A 17,277-nucleotide genomic window follows, 5' to 3' on the forward strand; every position below is an offset into this window, starting at 1 on the left:
CACTCGGATGACCTGTCCACAGCCGATGCCGCGGACCGAGAACTGACCAGACGGCCCTGACCAGGGAAAACCTAGTGGTTGCCATGAGAACCATCGGAGCTGACCCTCTAGACCGCCTCTTCTGCCAACACGAGAGTTCACGCGTTCGTCACAAACTCCTTGCGTGGCACCTGTGAACTTCGGCTACTTTGAGGGAACTTCGCCAACCGCACTTCAGGGAACCAGTGTCGCTCGGTTGTCTTGCGAGGGGTCAGGGCTCTGGGTCTCAGGGTCTGAAGGATCAGATTCTTAGGGGAACAACTTCATGAAGAAGCTCATTGCCGCGGTCGTGCTGGCTGGCGCCGCACTCATCGCGACCCCGGCTGCTGCCAACGCCGCCGGCTACGTCCCGACGTCCAACGTCTCCGTCACCGGCAGCACCGTCGCCGGCGGCACCACCGTCGTCAACTTCGGCGCGGGTTCCTTCGTCGGCAACGAGACCGTGAACATCTCGGTCACCGGTGCCGGTGCCGTCACGCTCGGCGCCCTCCCGACGACCACCGTCTCGAAGGCGTACACCGCCTCCGCGACCGGCGCCGTCACCCCGCGCATCACCCTCCCGGCCGGCGCCTCCGGCACCTACACGCTGACCGCCACCGGTGCCACCTCGGGCAACGTCGGCACGGCTGCGCTCACCGCTGCTCCGGCCGCGGGTGCTGCCGCTGGTGGCGCAGCAACCGGTGCAGGCACCGGCTCGCTCGCCTTCACGGGTGGCACCATCTCCGCTCTCGCCCTCTGGGTCGGCGGCGGCGCTGTCGTCCTCGGTGGCGGCCTGCTCGTGGTCCGCGGTTCGGTTCGTCGCCAGCGCGACGGCCAGATCGCAGCCTGAGCACCTCTGCACGAACGAAGCCGCTGGGACCTCGGTCCCGGCGGCTTCGTCGTTCCCGGAAGCTCCGTCAGCCAGGAACTCCGGATGAACGGACCCCGTCAGCGCGACAACAGCGCGACCACGACGAGCCCCACCGCCACGACACCGAGCACCGCGATCACGACGAACACCCACGGCCGCGTGCCAGGACGGGTCGGAGGACGGGGACGATCACGAGGGGCCATGCCCGAAGCCTGGGTCACCGAGATGTGAGCGACCCGCTCCGCCCCACCACCACGACCCCCACGAGCGCCCCGATGACCGCCCCGCACGTGTTCGAGACGACGTCGTCCACGGACCCGAACCGCGACGGCAGGAACAGCGACTGCGACACCTCGATCACGACGCTCAGCAGGAACCCCGTCCCCGCGCCGACCCACCACCGGCGCGCACCGAGCAGCAGCACCACGAAGACGCCGAGCGGCACGAAGAACACCACGTTCGCCGAGAACTCCGTCGCCGCGTAGTCGAACCACCCCGGCAGTCCGATCCCGTGCAGGCGCTCGAGCGTCCGCAGCAGCCACGGCTGCGCCCCGGCGTCCACCGGTGACCCCGTGAACGCGATGACGCCCACGACCGCCGCGTACACGGCCCCGAGGACCACGGCAGCCCGCCGACTCCGTCCGTCCGCCCGCAGCGCGCTCCTGCCCGCGTCCCGCAGCGTCCGGTGCGCGGCCAGCCCCAGCGTCCCGAGCGCCACCCCGACGGCGGCAGCGGTCACCAGGGACCGGAACGTGGTGAACGGCGCAGCGTGCACGAGTGCGAGCGCGACGGCGCCCACCACCGCCACCAGCAGGCTCACGAGCGCGGCTCGCCGCACCGGCAGGGGCTCCGGCCTGGAGGCTCGACCCGCCCCCGCCATGAGCGCCGGCAGACAGGCGGTCACCCCGGTGACGACCGCGGCCAGGACGAAGTCGACGGACAGGGTGAGCGTGCCGTGCCCGACGCGGGTCCGGAGCGCGTTCGCGACCCGGAGCACGGCGGACACCGCGGCCTGCGCTGACGCGGGGACGAGGACCATCGCCACCACGACCACCCCGAGCACGACCAGGAGCGCCCGCGCGAGCAGCTCGGTCCGTCGCGGCGTCATGGGAGCGACCGTATCGCCCGCGGGGCGGTGTCCCCCGATCCGCGATTGTCCGAACCGCGAGTACCCCGGTGGGGGACGTGTACCCCGGTCTGGGGTGCATCAGCCCCGCGAAACCGGGGCCGTCTGATGGAGGGCATGAACGCAAGCCGTGAATGCCCGGGGCTGGATGGCGGCGGGCATCGCCGAGGCCATAGATTTCTGGGACAGCACGATGTACCCCGGATCGCGACAGGAGCAGCGCCATGAGCATCACCGCCAGCAGCACGCAGACGCACCGTGAACTCACCCTCGACACCGAGACGGTGGACACGATCGCGATCCTCGAAGCCGGGGTCGCCCCCAGCGCCCGTCCGGCCCGCGCCAAGCTCACCTGGACGCAGGAGGACGACGGCGAATGGGTCGCCAACTACGGCGGGTACTTCGGCGGCTCGGTCGACAAGGTCGCGAACCGCTACGTCGCATCGGACACGTTCGGCCTGGTCGTCGGTGACTTCGCCTCGCTCGAGGACGCCCAGACGAACCTCGCCGACCGCCTGCACGTGATGCTCCCGCCGGTCATCCGCCCGGTCGACTGACCAGCGTCTCGACCGCACCCGCACGAACTGCAGCACCCGCACGACACGAAGGAACGACCATGAGCTTGATCGACGACCACCACGCGACCACCGAGATCACCCTCGACACCGAGACGATCGAGGTCATCGCGGCCATCGAGGCCGAGGTCATCGCACCCGCTCAGCCCGCGCGCGCCACGATCCTCTGGACCCGACCGGACACCGGGCTCTGGGCCGCGAACTACGGCGGCTACTACGGCGGCACCGTCGACAAGCAGGGCTCGCACTACTTCGTGTCGGACACCTTCGGCCAGTACGTCGGCGACTTCCGCTCGCTCGAGGAAGCCCAGGCGAAGCTCGCCGAGCGGCTGCACATGGTCCTGCCGGACGTCATCCGGACCACCTCCTAGTCGTCCTCCACAGCACGCCCCGTCGGTCTCCGGCGGGGCGTTCGTCATGTCCGGGGCAGCAACCGTCGGGCCGTCCCCCGAACGAGTGGTCCCCCCTACTGGGGACCAGCACTGTCCCCAATTCCTCTGGGTTTCCTGTCAGGATCAGGCCAGCGCGAACGTCCGTTCTCCCGGCCCTGCGGGATCGAGCGGGTCGCGTTCCGTCGACCCGACCCGGAAGTGATCCATGCTGTCTGCAACCCAGCGCTCTGCTGTGCCCCGCCGCCGTGCGGGCGTCCGGCCCCTCGCCGTGCTCGCTGCCGCCCTGCTCGTGGGGACCGGACTCAGCACGGCCACGGCCGTCGTCGCGGCGACACCGGCGTCAGCGGTCACCGCGACGACCGACGGCCACTTCGTCTGCGACCAGAACACGCTCTACGCGACGAACGGCGCCGGCAAGGTCGTCGCCGTCGACATCACGACGGGCGACACGAAGGGCTCGACGGTCGACGTCGCCGACCTCGGGACGGGCGCGAACAACGGCCTCGGCATCTCGCGTGAGGGCAAGTCGCTGTTCGCCGCAGGCAACGGCACCACCGCGACGATCCGCTCGTTCGACCCGGCGACGAACACCGCGTCCGACCCGATCGCCACGGACAAGGTGCGGCCGATCATCCGCGGTGCCGTCAACCCGGCGACCGGCATCTACTACTACGGCGACAACACCGGCTGGCTCGGCGCGTACGACCCGGCGACGAAGCAGTACCTCGGCCAGGTCGGCCAGGTCAACGGGCTCAAGTCGGGCAACGGCGACTTCGCGTTCAGCTCGCGCGGCCTGATGTTCGTCGTCGCCGCCGACACCGTCTACCGCGTCAACACCGAGACGGTCCCGACGACCTCCGGCACGACGGCCCTGGCCACCACCGCCATCGCGACCCTGCCGTCGGGCACGAACAGCCCGGGCATCGCGTTCTCGTCCGACGGCTACCTCTACGTGTCGAACTCGGTCACGACGAACAACGTCGCGACCACGACGATCTACCAGCTCGACCCGACCGCGGGCACGCAGGTCCGGAGCTTCCCGATCGTCGGCAACTACGGCGCCAGCGACCTGGCGTCCTGCAACTACGCGGACACGGTCACCGGCCAGGCCTCGATCGACGAGCGCTGGGCGGCCGGCGACCAGTTCGGCCTCGCGATCACCGGCGACGGCATCACCGGCTCGAACACGGGCACGAGCGACACCACGACCGGTTCCGACACCGGCGTGCAGACCCGCAAGGCCGGCGCGATCCTGACGACGCCCGGCAAGAACTACACCGTGACCCAGACCCCGTCGGGCACCACCGACCCGGCGAACTACAGCACGACGTGGAAGGCCGTCGACCTCGGCAGCAACCGCACCGTGGCGACCGGCACCGGCACGAAGGCGTCCTTCGTGTTCCCGCAGGCCGTGTCGAGCGACGGCACCGACGTCGTCGTGACCTTCGCCAACGTGATGAAGGCCACCCACGTCAGCACCAGCCCCGACACCCGCACCACGCCCGCCGGCACCCCGGTACGCGTCCCCGCGGCCGGCGTGCTCGCGAACGACAGCGGCACCGGTCTGTCCGTCGTGTCGAACACGACTCCTTCCCACGGCTCCGCGACGGTCGCCGCCGACGGCTCCTGGACCTACACGCCCGCCGACCGGTTCTCCGGCACCGACGCGTTCGACTACACCGCGAAGGACTCCTCGGGCCGCACCGCGACGAGCACCGTCACGGTCACCGTGACCCCGAGCGCCGCGGCCGACGCCGTCACCGTGCACGCGGGTTCGACCACGACCGCCGGGGCCAGCGACGGCCTCCTCGCCAACGACGCCGGCAAGGGCCTGACGGTCACCGACCACACCGATCCGACCCACGGTGTCCTCGACCTGCACGCCGACGGCTCGTACACGTACACCCCGGCCGCCGGCTGGTCCGGCCCGGACACCTTCACCTACTCGGCGACCGACGCCTCCGGCACCACGACCACCGCGACCGTGACGGTCACCGTCCTGCCGACGGCGGGGGCCGACACCGTCACCGCGACGGCCGGACAGCCGACCGTCGGAGCCGCGCCGGGCCTCCTGGCCGACGACCTGGGCCACGACGTCCGCGTGAGCGGGTCCACCCAGCCCGCCCACGGCACGGTCGCCGTGCAGCCGGACGGCTCGTACACGTACACGCCCGCTGCTGGGTTCTCCGGCACGGACACCTTCACGTACACGGTGACCGACGGCTCCGGCTCCGACACCGTGACGGTCACCGTCCACGTCGCCCCCCGGGCCGTGGCCGACACGGTCAGCGTCGCTGCCGGCGGTTCCGCCGCAACGACCGACCGCGCGACCGGACTGCTCGGCAACGACCTCGGCGACGGCCTCGGCGTGACGGCGCACACCACGCCGGCCCACGGCTCGCTCGAGCTCGACGGCGCCACCGGCACGTACACGTACACGCCGGCCGCCGGGTTCTCCGGCACGGACACCTTCGAGTACACGGTCGTCGACCGGTCGGGCACCCCGGCCACCGCGACCGTCACCGTCGTCGTCCAGCCCACGGCGAGGGACGACCGCGCGACGACCACGGCGAACGTGCCGGTCACGGTCGACGTGCAGGGCAACGACCTCGGAACGGAGCTCGTCACCACGATCGTCACCGGGCCGACGCACGGCACCGCGGTCGTCGCGGACGACGGCAGCGTCGACTACGCACCGACGACCGGCTCCTCCGGCACCGACACGGTCACCTACCGGGTCACCGACGGCGCCGGCCGGACCTCGGGCACCGCGACCGTGACCATCACCGTCGCACCGCACGCCCTGCCCGACACCGCCACGACGACGGTCGACCAGGCCGTCACCATCGCCACGAGCGCCCTGACCGGCAACGACGTCGGCACCGGCGTCACCGTGACGGACGTGCGTGACGCGCAGCACGGCACCGTCGCCCTCGGGCAGGACGGCACCGTCGTCTTCACCCCGACCACCGGGTTCTCCGGCACCGCGACCTTCCACTACGACGTCGTCGACGCGGCGCGCGGCACCGCCACCAGCTGGGTCGTCGTGGTCGTCGGACCCCAGGCAACGCCCGACACCGCGACGGCGACCGCTGGGTCGACGCTGACGGTCGCTGCGTCAGCGGGCGTGCTGGAGAACGACCACGGCACCGGTCTGACGGCGACGATCGACGAGCAGCCCCTCCACGGCACCGTGGACCTGCACGCCGACGGCTCGTACACGTACACGCCGAGGGACGGCTGGTCCGGCCCGGACACCTTCACGTACACGGCCACCGACGCCGAGGGCAACACCTCGACCGGCATCGTGCGCGTCACGGTGCGGCCGAGCACGGTGGAGGACGCGATCACCACGGCCGCCGGGCAGCCCGTCACCGTCACCTCGCGTGACCTGACGGCGAACGACCACGGCACCGGCCTGACGGTCACCGCCGTCGGCCCCACGACCACGGGCGCCACCACCACCGGAACCGTCGTGCGCAACGCCGACGGCACGGTCACCTACACGCCGGCACCCGGCACGTCGGGCACGGACACCTTCGGCTACGTGGCCACGGGGTCCGACGGCACCACGGCGACCGGCACCGTCACGGTGACGGTCACCCCGGTCGTCGTCGCCGCCGACACCGCGGCCACCGCGGACGGCACGCTCGTCGTCCCCGCCGACCAGGGCGTCCTCGCCGGCTCGACCGGCACCGGCCTCACCGTCACGGACGCCACGAAGCCCGCACACGGCGCCGTCGACGTGGCCGAGGACGGGTCGTACACGTACACCCCGACCCCGGGGTACTCCGGCCCGGACTCCTTCGACGTGACCGTCACCGACGGCACCGGCACCACCACGACCGGCACCGTGACGATCACCGTCACCCCGAAGGCGCTCGCCGACACGGCCACCACGAGGGCGTCCACGCCCGTCGACGTCCGCGTCACGAAGAACGACTCGGGCACCGCGCTCACGGTCACCGCGGTCGGCACGCCCGGCCACGGCACCGCGACCATCGGCGGCCCCGGGACGGTCACGTACGTCCCCGCGTCCGGGTTCTCCGGCACGGACACGTTCACCTACACCGTGACGGACCCGACCTCGGGCACGGCCACGGCGACCGTCACCGTGACGACCACCCCGACGGCCGTCGCCGACGTCCTCCGCACCCCGGCGCGCACGGCACTGCGGATCGCCGGCACCACGCTCACCGGCAACGACCGTGGCACCGGCCTTCGGGTCACCGGTCACGGGAAGGCCGCCCACGGCACCGTGACGGCCGGCCCGGACGGGTCGCTCGTCTACACGCCCGGCGCCCGCTTCTCCGGCACGGACACCTTCACCTACACGGCGACGGACGCATCCGGGCAGCCGACGACGACCACCGTCACCGTCCTGGTGGGCGCGGTCGCGACCGACGACTGGAGCACCACGACGACCAACGGCGTCGTGCGCATGTCCGCGGCGAAGGGCGTGCTGGCCGACGACGCCGGCACCGGCCTGTGGGCGTCCATGGAGACGAAGCCCCAGCACGGCGTGCTCCGCCTGGCGAAGAACGGCTCCTACGTCTACACGCCGAGCTCCGGCTGGTCCGGTCGTGACTGGTTCACGTACGCGGCGCACGACACCGACGGCAACACCGCCACCGCACTCGTCGCGATCGACGTCGTCCCCACCGCGAAGCCCGACGCTGCCCGCACCACGACCGGCACCCCGGTGACGGTCAAGGGCCCCGGCGTGCTCGGCAACGACCACGGCAGCCGCCTGCGGGTCGTCGCGGTCGGTGCGGCAGCGCACGGCACGGCGACGATCGCCGCTGACGGCACCCTCCGGTACACGCCGGCCGCCGGGTTCTCCGGGACCGACCGCGTCACGTACACCGCGCAGGACGCCTCCGGCCAGCGGGTGGACTCCGCGGTGGACGTCACGGTGGGCATCGCGGCCGCGGACGACCACGGCAGCACCATCGCCGGCGTCGCCCTGCCGGTGAGCGCACCCCACGGTCTGCTCGCCAACGACCGCGGCACCGGCCTGACCGTCGCGCTCGACGGCAAGCCCGCGCACGGCACCGTCACCGTGCACGCCGACGGCTCGTACGTCTACACGCCGGCCGCCGGGTTCACCGGCACCGACACCTTCACGTACCGGGTGACCGACGCCGCGGGCCAGCGGACCACCGCGACCACGACCATCACCGTCGTCGCGCACGCCGTCGCCACCGACGACCGGGTCGTCGGCACCCAGGGCCGCGCCGTCACGATCGCCCCGATCGGCAACGACGACGCCACCGGAGGCGCCCGCTTCCGGACCGCCTCACTGCGCCTGGTCGACCCCGCCACCGGCGCCCGCGTCTCCCGCGTGGCCGTCGACGGCCAGGGCGTCTGGATCGTCCGGGACGGCACCGTGCGCTTCACGCCGTCGGCCGACCGCCCCGGCACCGTGCAGATGCCCTACACGGTCACGGACACCGACGGGCAGTCCGTGACGGCGACGATCACCGTGGTCTACCCGGTCGGGCTCGCTGCTGCGGCGCATGCTGCACAGCTCGCCTTCACGGGTGCCACCGGCCTGGTCGGGATGGGCCTGGCGGCCCTGGCCGCGCTCCTGGCGGGCGCAGCACTGCTGCTCCGCCGTCGTCAGCCCACCTACGGTCCGATGCGGCGCGGCTAGCAGGTCCTGACGGGAGGCCCCGACCACCTCCGCCACCCGGCGGACGTGATCGGGGCCTCCTGTCGTGCGCCGTCAGGCGACGGGGTCGATGAGCTGCGGGCCGTCGTTCCGCACGCTGTTGACCGCGCGGGAGACCTCGTACTGCTCCAGGCCCGCGGCGACGGCCAACGACTCGTGGTCGAGCAGTGCGAGCAGGTCGTCGCTGCCCAGGTCGGCGCCGAGCCAGTCGTCGTAGCCGTCGGGCGTGAGGAACGCCGGCATCCGGTCGTGCACCTCGCCCGGAGCCACGTGGGCGTCCCGCGTGATGATCGCCAGCGACAGCCGCCACTTGTCCGGGTCGTCCTCGGGCTTGGTCGGGTCGGGCCAGGCGCTCACGACGCCGGCCATGGCGAGTGCGCCGCCGGGTTCGTGCACGAAGTGGGGCTCCTTGCCGTCCTCGCGCACGACCCACTCGTAGTAGCCCTGCGCGGGGACGATGCACCGGTTCGTCGCGAAGGCCCGCTTGAACATGCCGCTCGTGGCCACGGTCTCGATGCGGGCGTTGATCGGCTTCGGCCGCTGCTTCTGGAAGTCCTTCGCCCAGCTCGGCACGAAGCCCCAGCTGATCTGCGGGAGTTCACGCTCCCCGTGGCGCTGGCGGACGGCGGAGACGGGGTCCGTCGGCGCGACGTTCCAGCTCGGGACCAGCCCGGTGCTCACCACGCCGGTGTCCTGGTTCACGTGTTCGGTCCGGGCGGCGAGCTCACCGATGAGTTCCGGGAGCAGGTCGGCGGTGGTGTCGGAGACGACGAAGCGGCCACACATGCGCCCAGTGTGCCCGTCCCCGCCGACACCGGTGCGGGCCCGGCGGCGTGCGTGCGCGCGTGCCTGCCGGCGGTCAGGCGCCGGGGCGAGTCTCGGCTGGGCGGACATCGTGCGCCGTGATCGGCGCGCGATCTGTCCGTGGCGGCGAGACTCGGTCCGTCCGGATGGCCGTGGCCGTGGCCGTGGCCGTGGGCGTGGGCGTGGGCGGAGTGGGCGGTGTGGGGCGTGCGTCGGTCGGGGGCAGGGCAGCGGCGGCACGGCGGGCTCGTTCGGCGCGGCCGAGTTCGCGGACCCGGTCGAGCGTGGCGACGGACCAGAGGGCGAAGTACACCAGCATGTACGCCGGCAACGCCCCGGCCGTCCACCCGGCCACCGCGGCGAGCAACCCCGCGACGAGGAGTGGCGCCCACCGCGACAGGTCGAGCACGATGCCACGCCGGAGCAGCGCGGTGTCGACGAGGACCGCCTCCCGGTCCTCCGGGCGCACGGCGGGAGCCTTCGCCCGCAGGTACGGCTTGACTGCTGCCCGAACGGTCCGCGCGGTGTCGGGCCGGACCTGCCGACCGTTGATCGTCGCCGCCGGGTCGAGGGGCCGGGCGATGGGACAGCAGCTCAGCGCGAGCAGGCCCGTCGCGACCGCCAGCAGCACGATCACGACGACCGTCAGGCCCGTGCTCGTCGATACCCACCGGAAGGCGGCTTCGGTCGCGACCATGACAACGGCAGCGACCACGGCCGCGAGCACGCCGATGCGGATCGCACGCCGGAACCGGTCGACGGAGACCGCGTCCGCGACGTGCGCGCGGAAGACCTGCCAGCCGAGTCGGAACACGTGGTCAGTCCTACCCGGACCAGCTGAGCATCGCTCGGACCGGTGGGGCGATGGCGGCGTTCTGGTCGCGCGCTGACGAATCCGGAGGACGAACCCCGCGTTCCGCGAACCGGATCCGTCACCGTCGCGAACGAGAACTGCCGTCCAGGTCGCTCACCCGAGCCGCCGGTCAGTCCTCGGGCAGCCCGAGCTTCGTGCCGCGCGCTGTGGGGGAACGCGGTGCGCCGTCGCGGCGCTGGCGCTGGCGCTGGGGCTCGGCCTCGGGGGACGGCAGTGACTCGGCCAGTCCTCGGGCACGCTCGACGCGTCCGAGCCGCCGTGCACCCGCGATCGACCACGCCGCGGACATCACCGCGACCCAGAGCACCACGCGCCCGGGGAGGTCGAGGACCACGGCGGCCCCGAACGCCACCACCGACGCCGCGATGAGGACGAGGCTGCGCCAGAGCTCCGGCACGATGGCGGTGCGGAAGGCCTCGGCGTGGCGCAGCACCTGGTCCCGGTCCTGTGCCGCGATCGTCGGTGCCGACCGCGTCCGGAAGTACCGCTCGGTGTCGTCCGGCGCCGGGAGCAGACTGCCGGACCAGTCCACGCGCGACCCGTCAGCGGACCGCGGTCGCACCGGGACCGCAGCGACCCCGACGAGACCGACGGCGATCGCGAGCAGCACGATGCCCACCCACGTCACGGGCTCGCCGAGGTCCGGCCACGGCGCGACTGATCCCACGATGACGAGCACGGCCAGGGCGAGGGCGGCGACGAGGGCGCCGATGCGGGCGGCCCGACGCCTCCGGTCAGCGGGGACGCACCGGCTGACGTGGTCGCGGAAGGCGCGCCAACCGAGGGAGAACATCCTCACGTTCTACTCCAGGGTCCCGTACGGCCGCGGTGCGAGCGGCCGCCGACGCGGGACACGCCCGGTCAGCCAGGCCGGGGGAGCGGCGGACACCGGTCGTGGTGCCGGGGTTCAGCGATCGTCCAGACAGAGGCGGTCACCTGGCTCCATGAGTCTCGACATCGTCTACACCGCCGTCGCCCACGCCTCCGGGGGTGGCCGCGACGGACACGTCCGCAGCGAGGACGACCGTCTCGACCTCGACACCCGTCCGCCGAAGGAGATGGGCGGCAGCGGCGAGGGCACCAACCCCGAGCAGCTCTTCGCCGCCGGGTACGCCGCGTGCTTCCTCGGGGCCCTGCACGCCGCGGGCCGCGAGCTCGGCGTCGACACCACCGGCGCCGAGGTCTCGGCCGAGGTCGGCATCGGCGGCACGGGCACCGGCGAGTTCGGGCTGGCCGTGGAGCTCGACGTCTACACGCCCGCCGTCGAGCAGTCGCAGCGGCAGCGCGTGGCCGAGCGTGCGCACGAGATCTGCCCGTACTCGAACGCCACCCGCGGCAACATCACGGTCACGCTCTCGCTCGTCGACTGATGAGCCCGCTGCCGGCGAACACGACGCGCTGCCCCTGCCTCAGCGGCAACCCGTACGACGAGTGCTGCGGGCCGCTCCACGCCGGCGCTGCCGCCCCGACTGCGGAACGCCTGATGCGCTCCCGCTTCTCGGCCTTCGCGCTCGGGCTGCCCCAGTACCTGCTCGACTCGTGGCACCCGAGCACCCGCCCGGCGTCCCTCGAGCTCGACCCCGAGCAGCGCTGGACGCGCCTGGACATCGTGGGCACCCGGGACGGAGGCCCGTTCGACACCCGGGGACAGGTCACGTTCCGTGCGTGGTGGCGGTCCGACACCGACCGTGGCACGCTCGAGGAGACGAGCGACTTCGTCCGTGAGCGGGGCCGCTGGTCCTACGTCAACGGGGTCGTCTCCTGACGGGAGCCCCATGGCCATGCGAGACATCTCCACCTTCGGCGCCCGCACCACCGCAGCCGAGGTCGTCGACGGCATCGATCTGACGGGTCGCACCGTTCTGGTCACCGGAGCGGCGTCGGGCATCGGGGTGGAGACCGCGCGGGCCCTGGTCGGTGCCGGGGCGACCGTGACCCTGGCGGTGCGGGACGTCGCCGCGGGGCAGCGCGTCGCCGAGGACATCGCGGCCACGACTGCCCGAGCAGCACCGACGGTCGTCGAACTGCACCTCGACCGGCCCGCCTCGATCGCATCCGTCGCTGCTGCCTGGTCCGGCCAGCTCGACGTGCTCGTCGCCAACGCCGGGATCATGGACGCCCCCGAGTCGTACACGGCCGCCGGGTGGGAGTCGCAGTTCGCGACGAACCACCTGGGCCACTTCGCCCTGGCGCTCGGGCTGCACGACGCCCTGGCAGCGTCCGGCTCCGCGCGGATCGTCGCCCTGTCGTCGAGCGGGCACGGCTCCTCGCCCGTCGTGTTCGACGACCTCTTCTTCCGGCGGCGTGCGTACGACCCCGGTCTCGCCTACGCGCAGTCGAAGACCGCGAACGCGCTCTTCGCCGTCGGGGTCGGGCGGCGCTGGGCGGCCGACGGCATCACCGCCAACTCCTGCATGCCCGGCGGCATCTGGACCGGCCTGCAGAAGCACTGGGACCCGGACGTCCTGGCGGCGACGAAGGTGGCTGCCGGCGACATCGTGAAGACCCCCGAGCAGGGCGCCGCCACGTCCGTCCTGCTCGCCACCGCGCCGGAGCTGGCCGACGTCACCGGTCGCTACTTCGAGGACTGCCACGAGGCCGAGGTCGTCGACGCCGTGCGCGACGGCCTGTACGGCGTGGTGCCCTGGGCGCTCGACCCGGTGGACGCCGACCGACTGTGGGACGTCTCGCTCGCCCTGGTCGACGCCGAGGCCCGCGCCCGCCGCTGAGCGCCCGCGCCGGAACGCTACGCGGTGATCGCCGCGGGCAGCCCCACGGCCGTCCGCATCGCCCGCCGCACCGCGGCCTCGTCGGGCAGCAGCTCCTCCTGGTCCCCGCTGAGGAAGAACCGGATCTGCCCGATCGCCTGCTCGGTCAGCATGTCGAGCCCGCTCAGCACCCGACCGCCGCCGGCCTCCCACCGCGATGCGACGGCAGTGGGCCACGGCTCGTACGCGACGTCGAACAGCACCGCGTCAGGCCCCGACGGCGTCAGGTGCAGGTCGTCCGCCGCACCACCGGGGAGCGTGGAGATGACGAACCCGAGCGGCCCCGCGGCGTCGAGCTCGTCGAGCGGGTGCAGTTCGAGCGTGACGCCGAGCCGCGTCGCGAGCCGCACGAGCGCACCGGCCCGCGCGGTGTCCCGCACGAAGACCCGCACGAGCTGGGCGCCGAGTCGCAACGACGCGGTCATGGCGCTCGCCGCGGTCGCCCCGCCACCCAGGACGGTGGCCTCGCCGGGCACGTGCCCGAGGGCCTCGACCGGACGGACGAGCCCCTCGACGTCGGTGTTCGCGCCGACTCGACGCACGCTCTCACCGACCTGCCGGAACGCGATCGTGTTGGCGACGCCGAGCTCGTCGACGAGCGGCGTCGTGCTGTCGAGCATCGGCAGCACCTCGCGCTTCAGCGGCATCGTCAGGCTCAGGCCACGCAGCCCGGGCTGCCCTGGACCCAGCCCCGTGACGAACGCGTCCAGCTCGCCGGACGCGACCTCGTGCCTCCCGTACGTGAACGGCACCCCGAGGGCGGCGTAGGCCGCTTCGTGCAGGGCGGGGGAGAGCGAGTGCGCGATCGGCGAGCCGAGAACGGCGAGGTGGGTGCGGTGCGGATCCGCGTACGACGGTGTCACGGTCGGACAGCCTAGCCATCCCCGTTCCGAGTGCGGTTCTTAGGGTAGCCTTACCTCTGTGATCCGTCCTTCCTCCCCCAAGCAGCGCCTCCGCCGCGTGCTCGCCGCTGTCGGCGCCGTCGTGGCCGCCTCGCTCGTCCTCGCCGGGTGCTCCTCCGGCTCCTCGTCCGACTCCGCGTCGTCGTCGTCGACCTCCGGTGGTTCGACCTTCCCGGTGTCGATCACGACCGGTCTCGGCACCACGACGATCAAGTCCGAGCCGAAGCGCGTCGTCGCCCTCGGCTGGGGTGACGCGGAGACGGCGCTCGAGCTCGGCGTGCAGCCCGTCGGCGCGAGCGACTGGCTCGCGTTCGGTGGCGACGGCGTCGGCCCGTGGCTCAAGGGGGCCTACACGAAGTCGCCGAAGATCATCAACACGCTCGAGCCGAGCTACGAGGACATCCTCAAGCTCAAGCCGGATCTGATCCTCGACGTCAAGTCCTCGGGCGACAAGGACCGCTACAGCAAGCTCTCGGCGATCGCCCCGACCGTGGCGATCCCGAAGGGCGGGGAGAACTACCTCGCCTCGACCACGCAGCAGACCACGATGATCGCGAAGGCCCTCGGCAAGGAAGCCTACGGCAAGAAGCTCCTGTCCGGGGTCGACGACGCCTACGCCGCCGCCCGCAAGGAGCACCCGGAGTTCCAGGGCAAGTCCGCCGTCATCGCCGCGTACACGTCCGAGGGCTTCGGCGCCTACGCCTCCCGCGACAGCCGCGCGACCTTCATGCGGAACCTCGGCTTCGAGATCCCGCCGAAGATCGACCAAGAAGCCGGCAAGGAGTTCTCCGTGCGGCTGTCGAACGAGAACCTCGACCTGCTGGACGCCGACCTGACCGTCGTGCTGCCGATCTACGTCGAGGCCTCGGCCGCCGAGTCCGACCCGCTGTTCCAGAAGGTGCCGTCCGTGCAGGCCGGCCACGACATCGTCTTCGACGACAAGGACGTGTCGTCCGCGTTCTCGATGGGCACCACCGCGGCGATCGAGTGGGCGCTGGACCGGCTGCCCGCCGAGTTCGCGAAGAAGCTCGGCTGACACGGTCGGTCGCGTGCTCTGACAGACAGGAGGCCCGACCCGCCATCTCGGGACCGCTCGCGGTCCGTGGGTGGTGGGGCGGGCCTCCTGGCCGTTCGGGTCCGGCGGTGTGCCGGGGCTGCGCCGATCCGACTGGCCGTTGGGGTCCGGCGGTGTGCCGGGGCTGCGCCGATCCGACTGTCCGTCTGGGTGGATCCGCTCAGTTGGCGAACATCGACCCGAGGAAGGCGAACAGCAGGGTGATGAGCGGCAGCGATCCCTGTGCGAAGGCGGAGTTGAGGTACCGACGGCCCGTGCCGGCGAGGATCACGGCGGCGGCCAGCATGCTCGCGGTGGAGAACACCACGAGGGTCCAGCCGGTCGCGGGGTTGCCCGTGGCGACGAAGACGACACCCAGGACCGCGCCGATCGCGAGGAACAGGTTGTAGAAGCCCTGGTTGAAGGCCAGCGAGCGGGTGGCTCGGGCCTCGGCGTCGGAGGCGATCCCGAAGATCTTCCGCACGCGGGGGCTGGTCCACGCCACGGACTCGAGGAAGAAGATGTAGACGTGCACCAGTCCGGCGAGGACTGCGCACACACACGAGATCACGAGGAGCGCTGACATGCGTTCCATTGTCACAGACGCCGCGCGCGCTGGGGTTCGGGGTCGGGGTCCGGGGTCCGCCGCTAGGCTCTGTCCATGAGCGAGTACGACGACGAGGCCGTGGCGGAACTCCAGAGCATCCGGCAGAGCATCGACAACATCGACGCCGCTGTGATCCACATGCTCGCCGAGCGGTTCAAGTACACCCAGCGCGTGGGCTACCTCAAGGCCAGCGCCGGCATGCCCGCCGCCGACCCGGGTCGCGAGCAGATCCAGGTCGCACGCCTCCGCTCGCTTGCTGCCGAGTCCCACCTCGACCCGGCGTTCGCGGAGAAGTTCCTGAACTTCATCGTCGCCGAGGTCATCCACCACCACGAGCGGATCGCCGTGGGCGAGGAGATCGCTGCGGACGCTCCGTGAGCGACAGCAGTCCCGAGGCGGCTGGGGCTGCCGCTGGTGTTCCGTCGGCTGCGGCCGCTGCGTCCGCTGTGGCAGGACTGCGGTTGCTCGTCGGGTCGTACACGGCCACGGGCGGTGGGAACGCGACCGGCATCTCCTTCGTCGAGAACGGTGTCGCCGCGACGGTGGCCGTCCTCGACGACCCCTCGTTCCTCGCCGTCTCCGGCGACCGCGTCTACGCCGTGTCCGAGACCGCCGAGGGCAGCGTCAGTGCGTTCCGGCGCTCGGGCTCCGCACTCGAGCACCGCTGGACCGCGACCGCCGGCGGGAACGCGCCCTGCCACGTGCAGGTCGATCCCTCGGGGGCCCTCGTCGTCACGAACTACGTCTCCGGCACCGTGACCGCGGTGTCGTTGGCGGCTGCCGAGTCGTTCGCTGCCTCGGTCGCGGCGAGTGACGGGGTCGTGGGGGCGCGGGGGTCCGCCGGTGCCGTGGTGGTGCCGGCGTCGGCGATCGCGACGGTGGCGTTGCCTGCTGCTTCCGGTCCCGTTGTCGATCGGCAGGACGGGCCGCACGCGCACCAGTCCGTGCCGACGCCGGAGGGCACGGTGCTCGTCGCCGACCTCGGCGGGGACACGCTGCACGAGTTCCGGGTCGACATGTCGGACGGCGGTGCCGGTGCCGGTGCCGCTGGTGCTCATGCTGGTGCTGGTGCTGGTGCCGTGTCGCTCGTGCCGGTGCGGGTGCACGACGTCGCGCCGGGAGCCGGACCGCGCCACATGACCTGGTTCGACGGTGACCTCATCGTCGCCGGGGAGCTCGACGGCCGCGTGTATCGTCTCCGTCGCGACGACAGCGGCGTGCTGCGGCTCGTCGCCTCGGTGGACACCTTCGACGGGCCGACGGGGGATTCCCTGCTGAGCCACATCGAGGCCGACGAGTCCGGCCGCGTGACCGTCGCCGTCCGTGGTCGTGACGTGATCGTCGTGCTCGACGCCGCGGATGGTGGACTCACCGTCGTCGGCAGCGCCCCGTGCGGTGGGGCCTGGCCGCGGCACTTCGCGCGGGTGCCCGGGTTCGTGCTGGTCGCGAACGAGCGCTCCGACGCGATCGCGGTGTTGCCCGTCGGGGACGACGGCGTGCCAGGGGAGGCCGTGGCGCAGATCGCCGTCGGCACCCCGACGTGCATCGTGCCGGTGTAGCCGGTGTAGCCGGTGTAGCCGGTGTCGTTCGGGTCGTTCGGGTCGTTCGGGTC

The 17,277-nt window shown here is 72.3% G+C and carries 17 protein-coding genes; 10 read left to right on the forward strand and 7 right to left on the reverse strand.

Annotation, left to right across the window (positions count from 1 at the left end):
* Window positions 1-304: 304 nt before the first annotated feature.
* Entirely contained in the window at window positions 305-868 is a 564-nt protein-coding gene (locus ITJ68_RS04300; RefSeq protein WP_194660058.1) for a sortase, read from the forward strand.
* A 98-nt stretch (window positions 869-966) separates the two neighbouring features.
* Here the strand turns inward: ITJ68_RS04300 and ITJ68_RS19330 are convergent, their stop codons facing one another.
* A complete protein-coding gene (locus tag ITJ68_RS19330; protein WP_267238440.1) occupies window positions 967-1,092 on the reverse strand; it encodes a hypothetical protein in 126 nt (41 codons plus the stop codon).
* A 14-nt stretch (window positions 1,093-1,106) separates the two neighbouring features.
* On the reverse strand, window positions 1,107-1,997 hold the full coding sequence (locus tag ITJ68_RS04305; protein WP_194660059.1) for a VanZ family protein: 891 nt from the start codon (window positions 1,995-1,997) through the stop codon (window positions 1,107-1,109).
* Window positions 1,998-2,239: 242 nt separating this feature from the next.
* Between ITJ68_RS04305 and ITJ68_RS04310 the strand changes: the two genes are divergently transcribed.
* The 3 genes from ITJ68_RS04310 (at window position 2,240) to ITJ68_RS04320 (ending at window position 8,638) form a co-directional block, all read left to right on the forward strand.
* Complete coding sequence (locus ITJ68_RS04310; protein ID WP_194660060.1) at window positions 2,240-2,572, forward strand: hypothetical protein; 333 nt, start codon at window positions 2,240-2,242, stop codon at window positions 2,570-2,572.
* 59 nt (window positions 2,573-2,631) lie between these two features.
* Window positions 2,632-2,961 (forward strand): hypothetical protein, encoded by a 330-nt coding sequence (locus tag ITJ68_RS04315; protein ID WP_194660061.1) that lies wholly within the window; start codon window positions 2,632-2,634, stop codon window positions 2,959-2,961.
* Between the two features lie 226 nt (window positions 2,962-3,187).
* A complete protein-coding gene (locus ITJ68_RS04320) occupies window positions 3,188-8,638 on the forward strand; it encodes an Ig-like domain-containing protein (protein ID WP_194660062.1) in 5,451 nt (1,816 codons plus the stop codon).
* Window positions 8,639-8,710: 72 nt separating this feature from the next.
* On the opposite strand, the gene ITJ68_RS04325 is transcribed toward ITJ68_RS04320, so the two are convergent.
* The 3 genes from ITJ68_RS04325 to ITJ68_RS04335 all read right to left on the reverse strand — a co-directional run bounded on the left by ITJ68_RS04325 (window position 8,711) and on the right by ITJ68_RS04335 (window position 11,127).
* Window positions 8,711-9,442: an SOS response-associated peptidase gene (locus ITJ68_RS04325; protein ID WP_194660063.1), complete on the reverse strand. Its 732-nt coding sequence runs from the start codon at window positions 9,440-9,442 to the stop codon at window positions 8,711-8,713.
* Between the two features lie 73 nt (window positions 9,443-9,515).
* Window positions 9,516-10,274, reverse strand: a complete 759-nt coding sequence (locus tag ITJ68_RS04330) for a hypothetical protein (protein WP_194660064.1) — start codon at window positions 10,272-10,274, stop codon at window positions 9,516-9,518.
* A 169-nt stretch (window positions 10,275-10,443) separates the two neighbouring features.
* Complete coding sequence (locus tag ITJ68_RS04335; RefSeq protein WP_194660065.1) at window positions 10,444-11,127, reverse strand: hypothetical protein; 684 nt, start codon at window positions 11,125-11,127, stop codon at window positions 10,444-10,446.
* 151 nt (window positions 11,128-11,278) lie between these two features.
* On the opposite strand from ITJ68_RS04335, the gene ITJ68_RS04340 reads away from it, so the two are divergent.
* From ITJ68_RS04340 to ITJ68_RS04350, 3 genes are read left to right on the forward strand one after another with little or no spacing between them, the layout of a single operon-like run.
* Window positions 11,279-11,704 (forward strand): organic hydroperoxide resistance protein, encoded by a 426-nt coding sequence (locus ITJ68_RS04340; protein ID WP_194660066.1) that lies wholly within the window; start codon window positions 11,279-11,281, stop codon window positions 11,702-11,704.
* On the forward strand, window positions 11,704-12,099 hold the full coding sequence (locus ITJ68_RS04345) for a YchJ family protein (RefSeq protein ID WP_194660067.1): 396 nt from the start codon (window positions 11,704-11,706) through the stop codon (window positions 12,097-12,099). Before ITJ68_RS04340 ends, ITJ68_RS04345 begins: the two co-directional genes overlap by 1 nt.
* Window positions 12,100-12,109: 10 nt before the next feature.
* Entirely contained in the window at window positions 12,110-13,063 is a 954-nt protein-coding gene (locus ITJ68_RS04350) for an SDR family NAD(P)-dependent oxidoreductase (RefSeq protein WP_194660068.1), read from the forward strand.
* Between the two features lie 17 nt (window positions 13,064-13,080).
* Here ITJ68_RS04350 and ITJ68_RS04355 read toward each other — a convergent pair whose 3' ends face one another.
* The gene (locus ITJ68_RS04355; protein WP_194660069.1) at window positions 13,081-13,965 is read right to left on the reverse strand and encodes a shikimate dehydrogenase family protein; all 885 of its coding nucleotides are present in this window, start codon (window positions 13,963-13,965) and stop codon (window positions 13,081-13,083) included.
* A 58-nt stretch (window positions 13,966-14,023) separates the two neighbouring features.
* Between ITJ68_RS04355 and ITJ68_RS04360 the strand changes: the two genes are divergently transcribed.
* The gene (locus ITJ68_RS04360; protein ID WP_323743214.1) at window positions 14,024-15,040 is read left to right on the forward strand and encodes an iron-siderophore ABC transporter substrate-binding protein; all 1,017 of its coding nucleotides are present in this window, start codon (window positions 14,024-14,026) and stop codon (window positions 15,038-15,040) included.
* 199 nt (window positions 15,041-15,239) lie between these two features.
* On the opposite strand, the gene ITJ68_RS04365 is transcribed toward ITJ68_RS04360, so the two are convergent.
* Window positions 15,240-15,644: a DUF1304 domain-containing protein gene (locus ITJ68_RS04365; RefSeq protein ID WP_194660070.1), complete on the reverse strand. Its 405-nt coding sequence runs from the start codon at window positions 15,642-15,644 to the stop codon at window positions 15,240-15,242.
* A 75-nt stretch (window positions 15,645-15,719) separates the two neighbouring features.
* Here ITJ68_RS04365 and ITJ68_RS04370 point away from each other — a divergent pair, with 75 nt between their 5' ends.
* Both ITJ68_RS04370 and ITJ68_RS04375 read left to right on the forward strand, forming a co-directional pair.
* A complete protein-coding gene (locus ITJ68_RS04370; RefSeq protein WP_194660071.1) occupies window positions 15,720-16,043 on the forward strand; it encodes a chorismate mutase in 324 nt (107 codons plus the stop codon).
* A 68-nt stretch (window positions 16,044-16,111) separates the two neighbouring features.
* Window positions 16,112-17,224: a lactonase family protein gene (locus ITJ68_RS04375; protein WP_194660072.1), complete on the forward strand. Its 1,113-nt coding sequence runs from the start codon at window positions 16,112-16,114 to the stop codon at window positions 17,222-17,224.
* The last annotated feature ends 53 nt before the right edge of the window (window positions 17,225-17,277 follow it).

The organism is Curtobacterium sp. VKM Ac-1395, assembly GCF_015350975.1.
Classification (GTDB): Bacteria; Actinomycetota; Actinomycetes; order Actinomycetales; family Microbacteriaceae; genus Curtobacterium.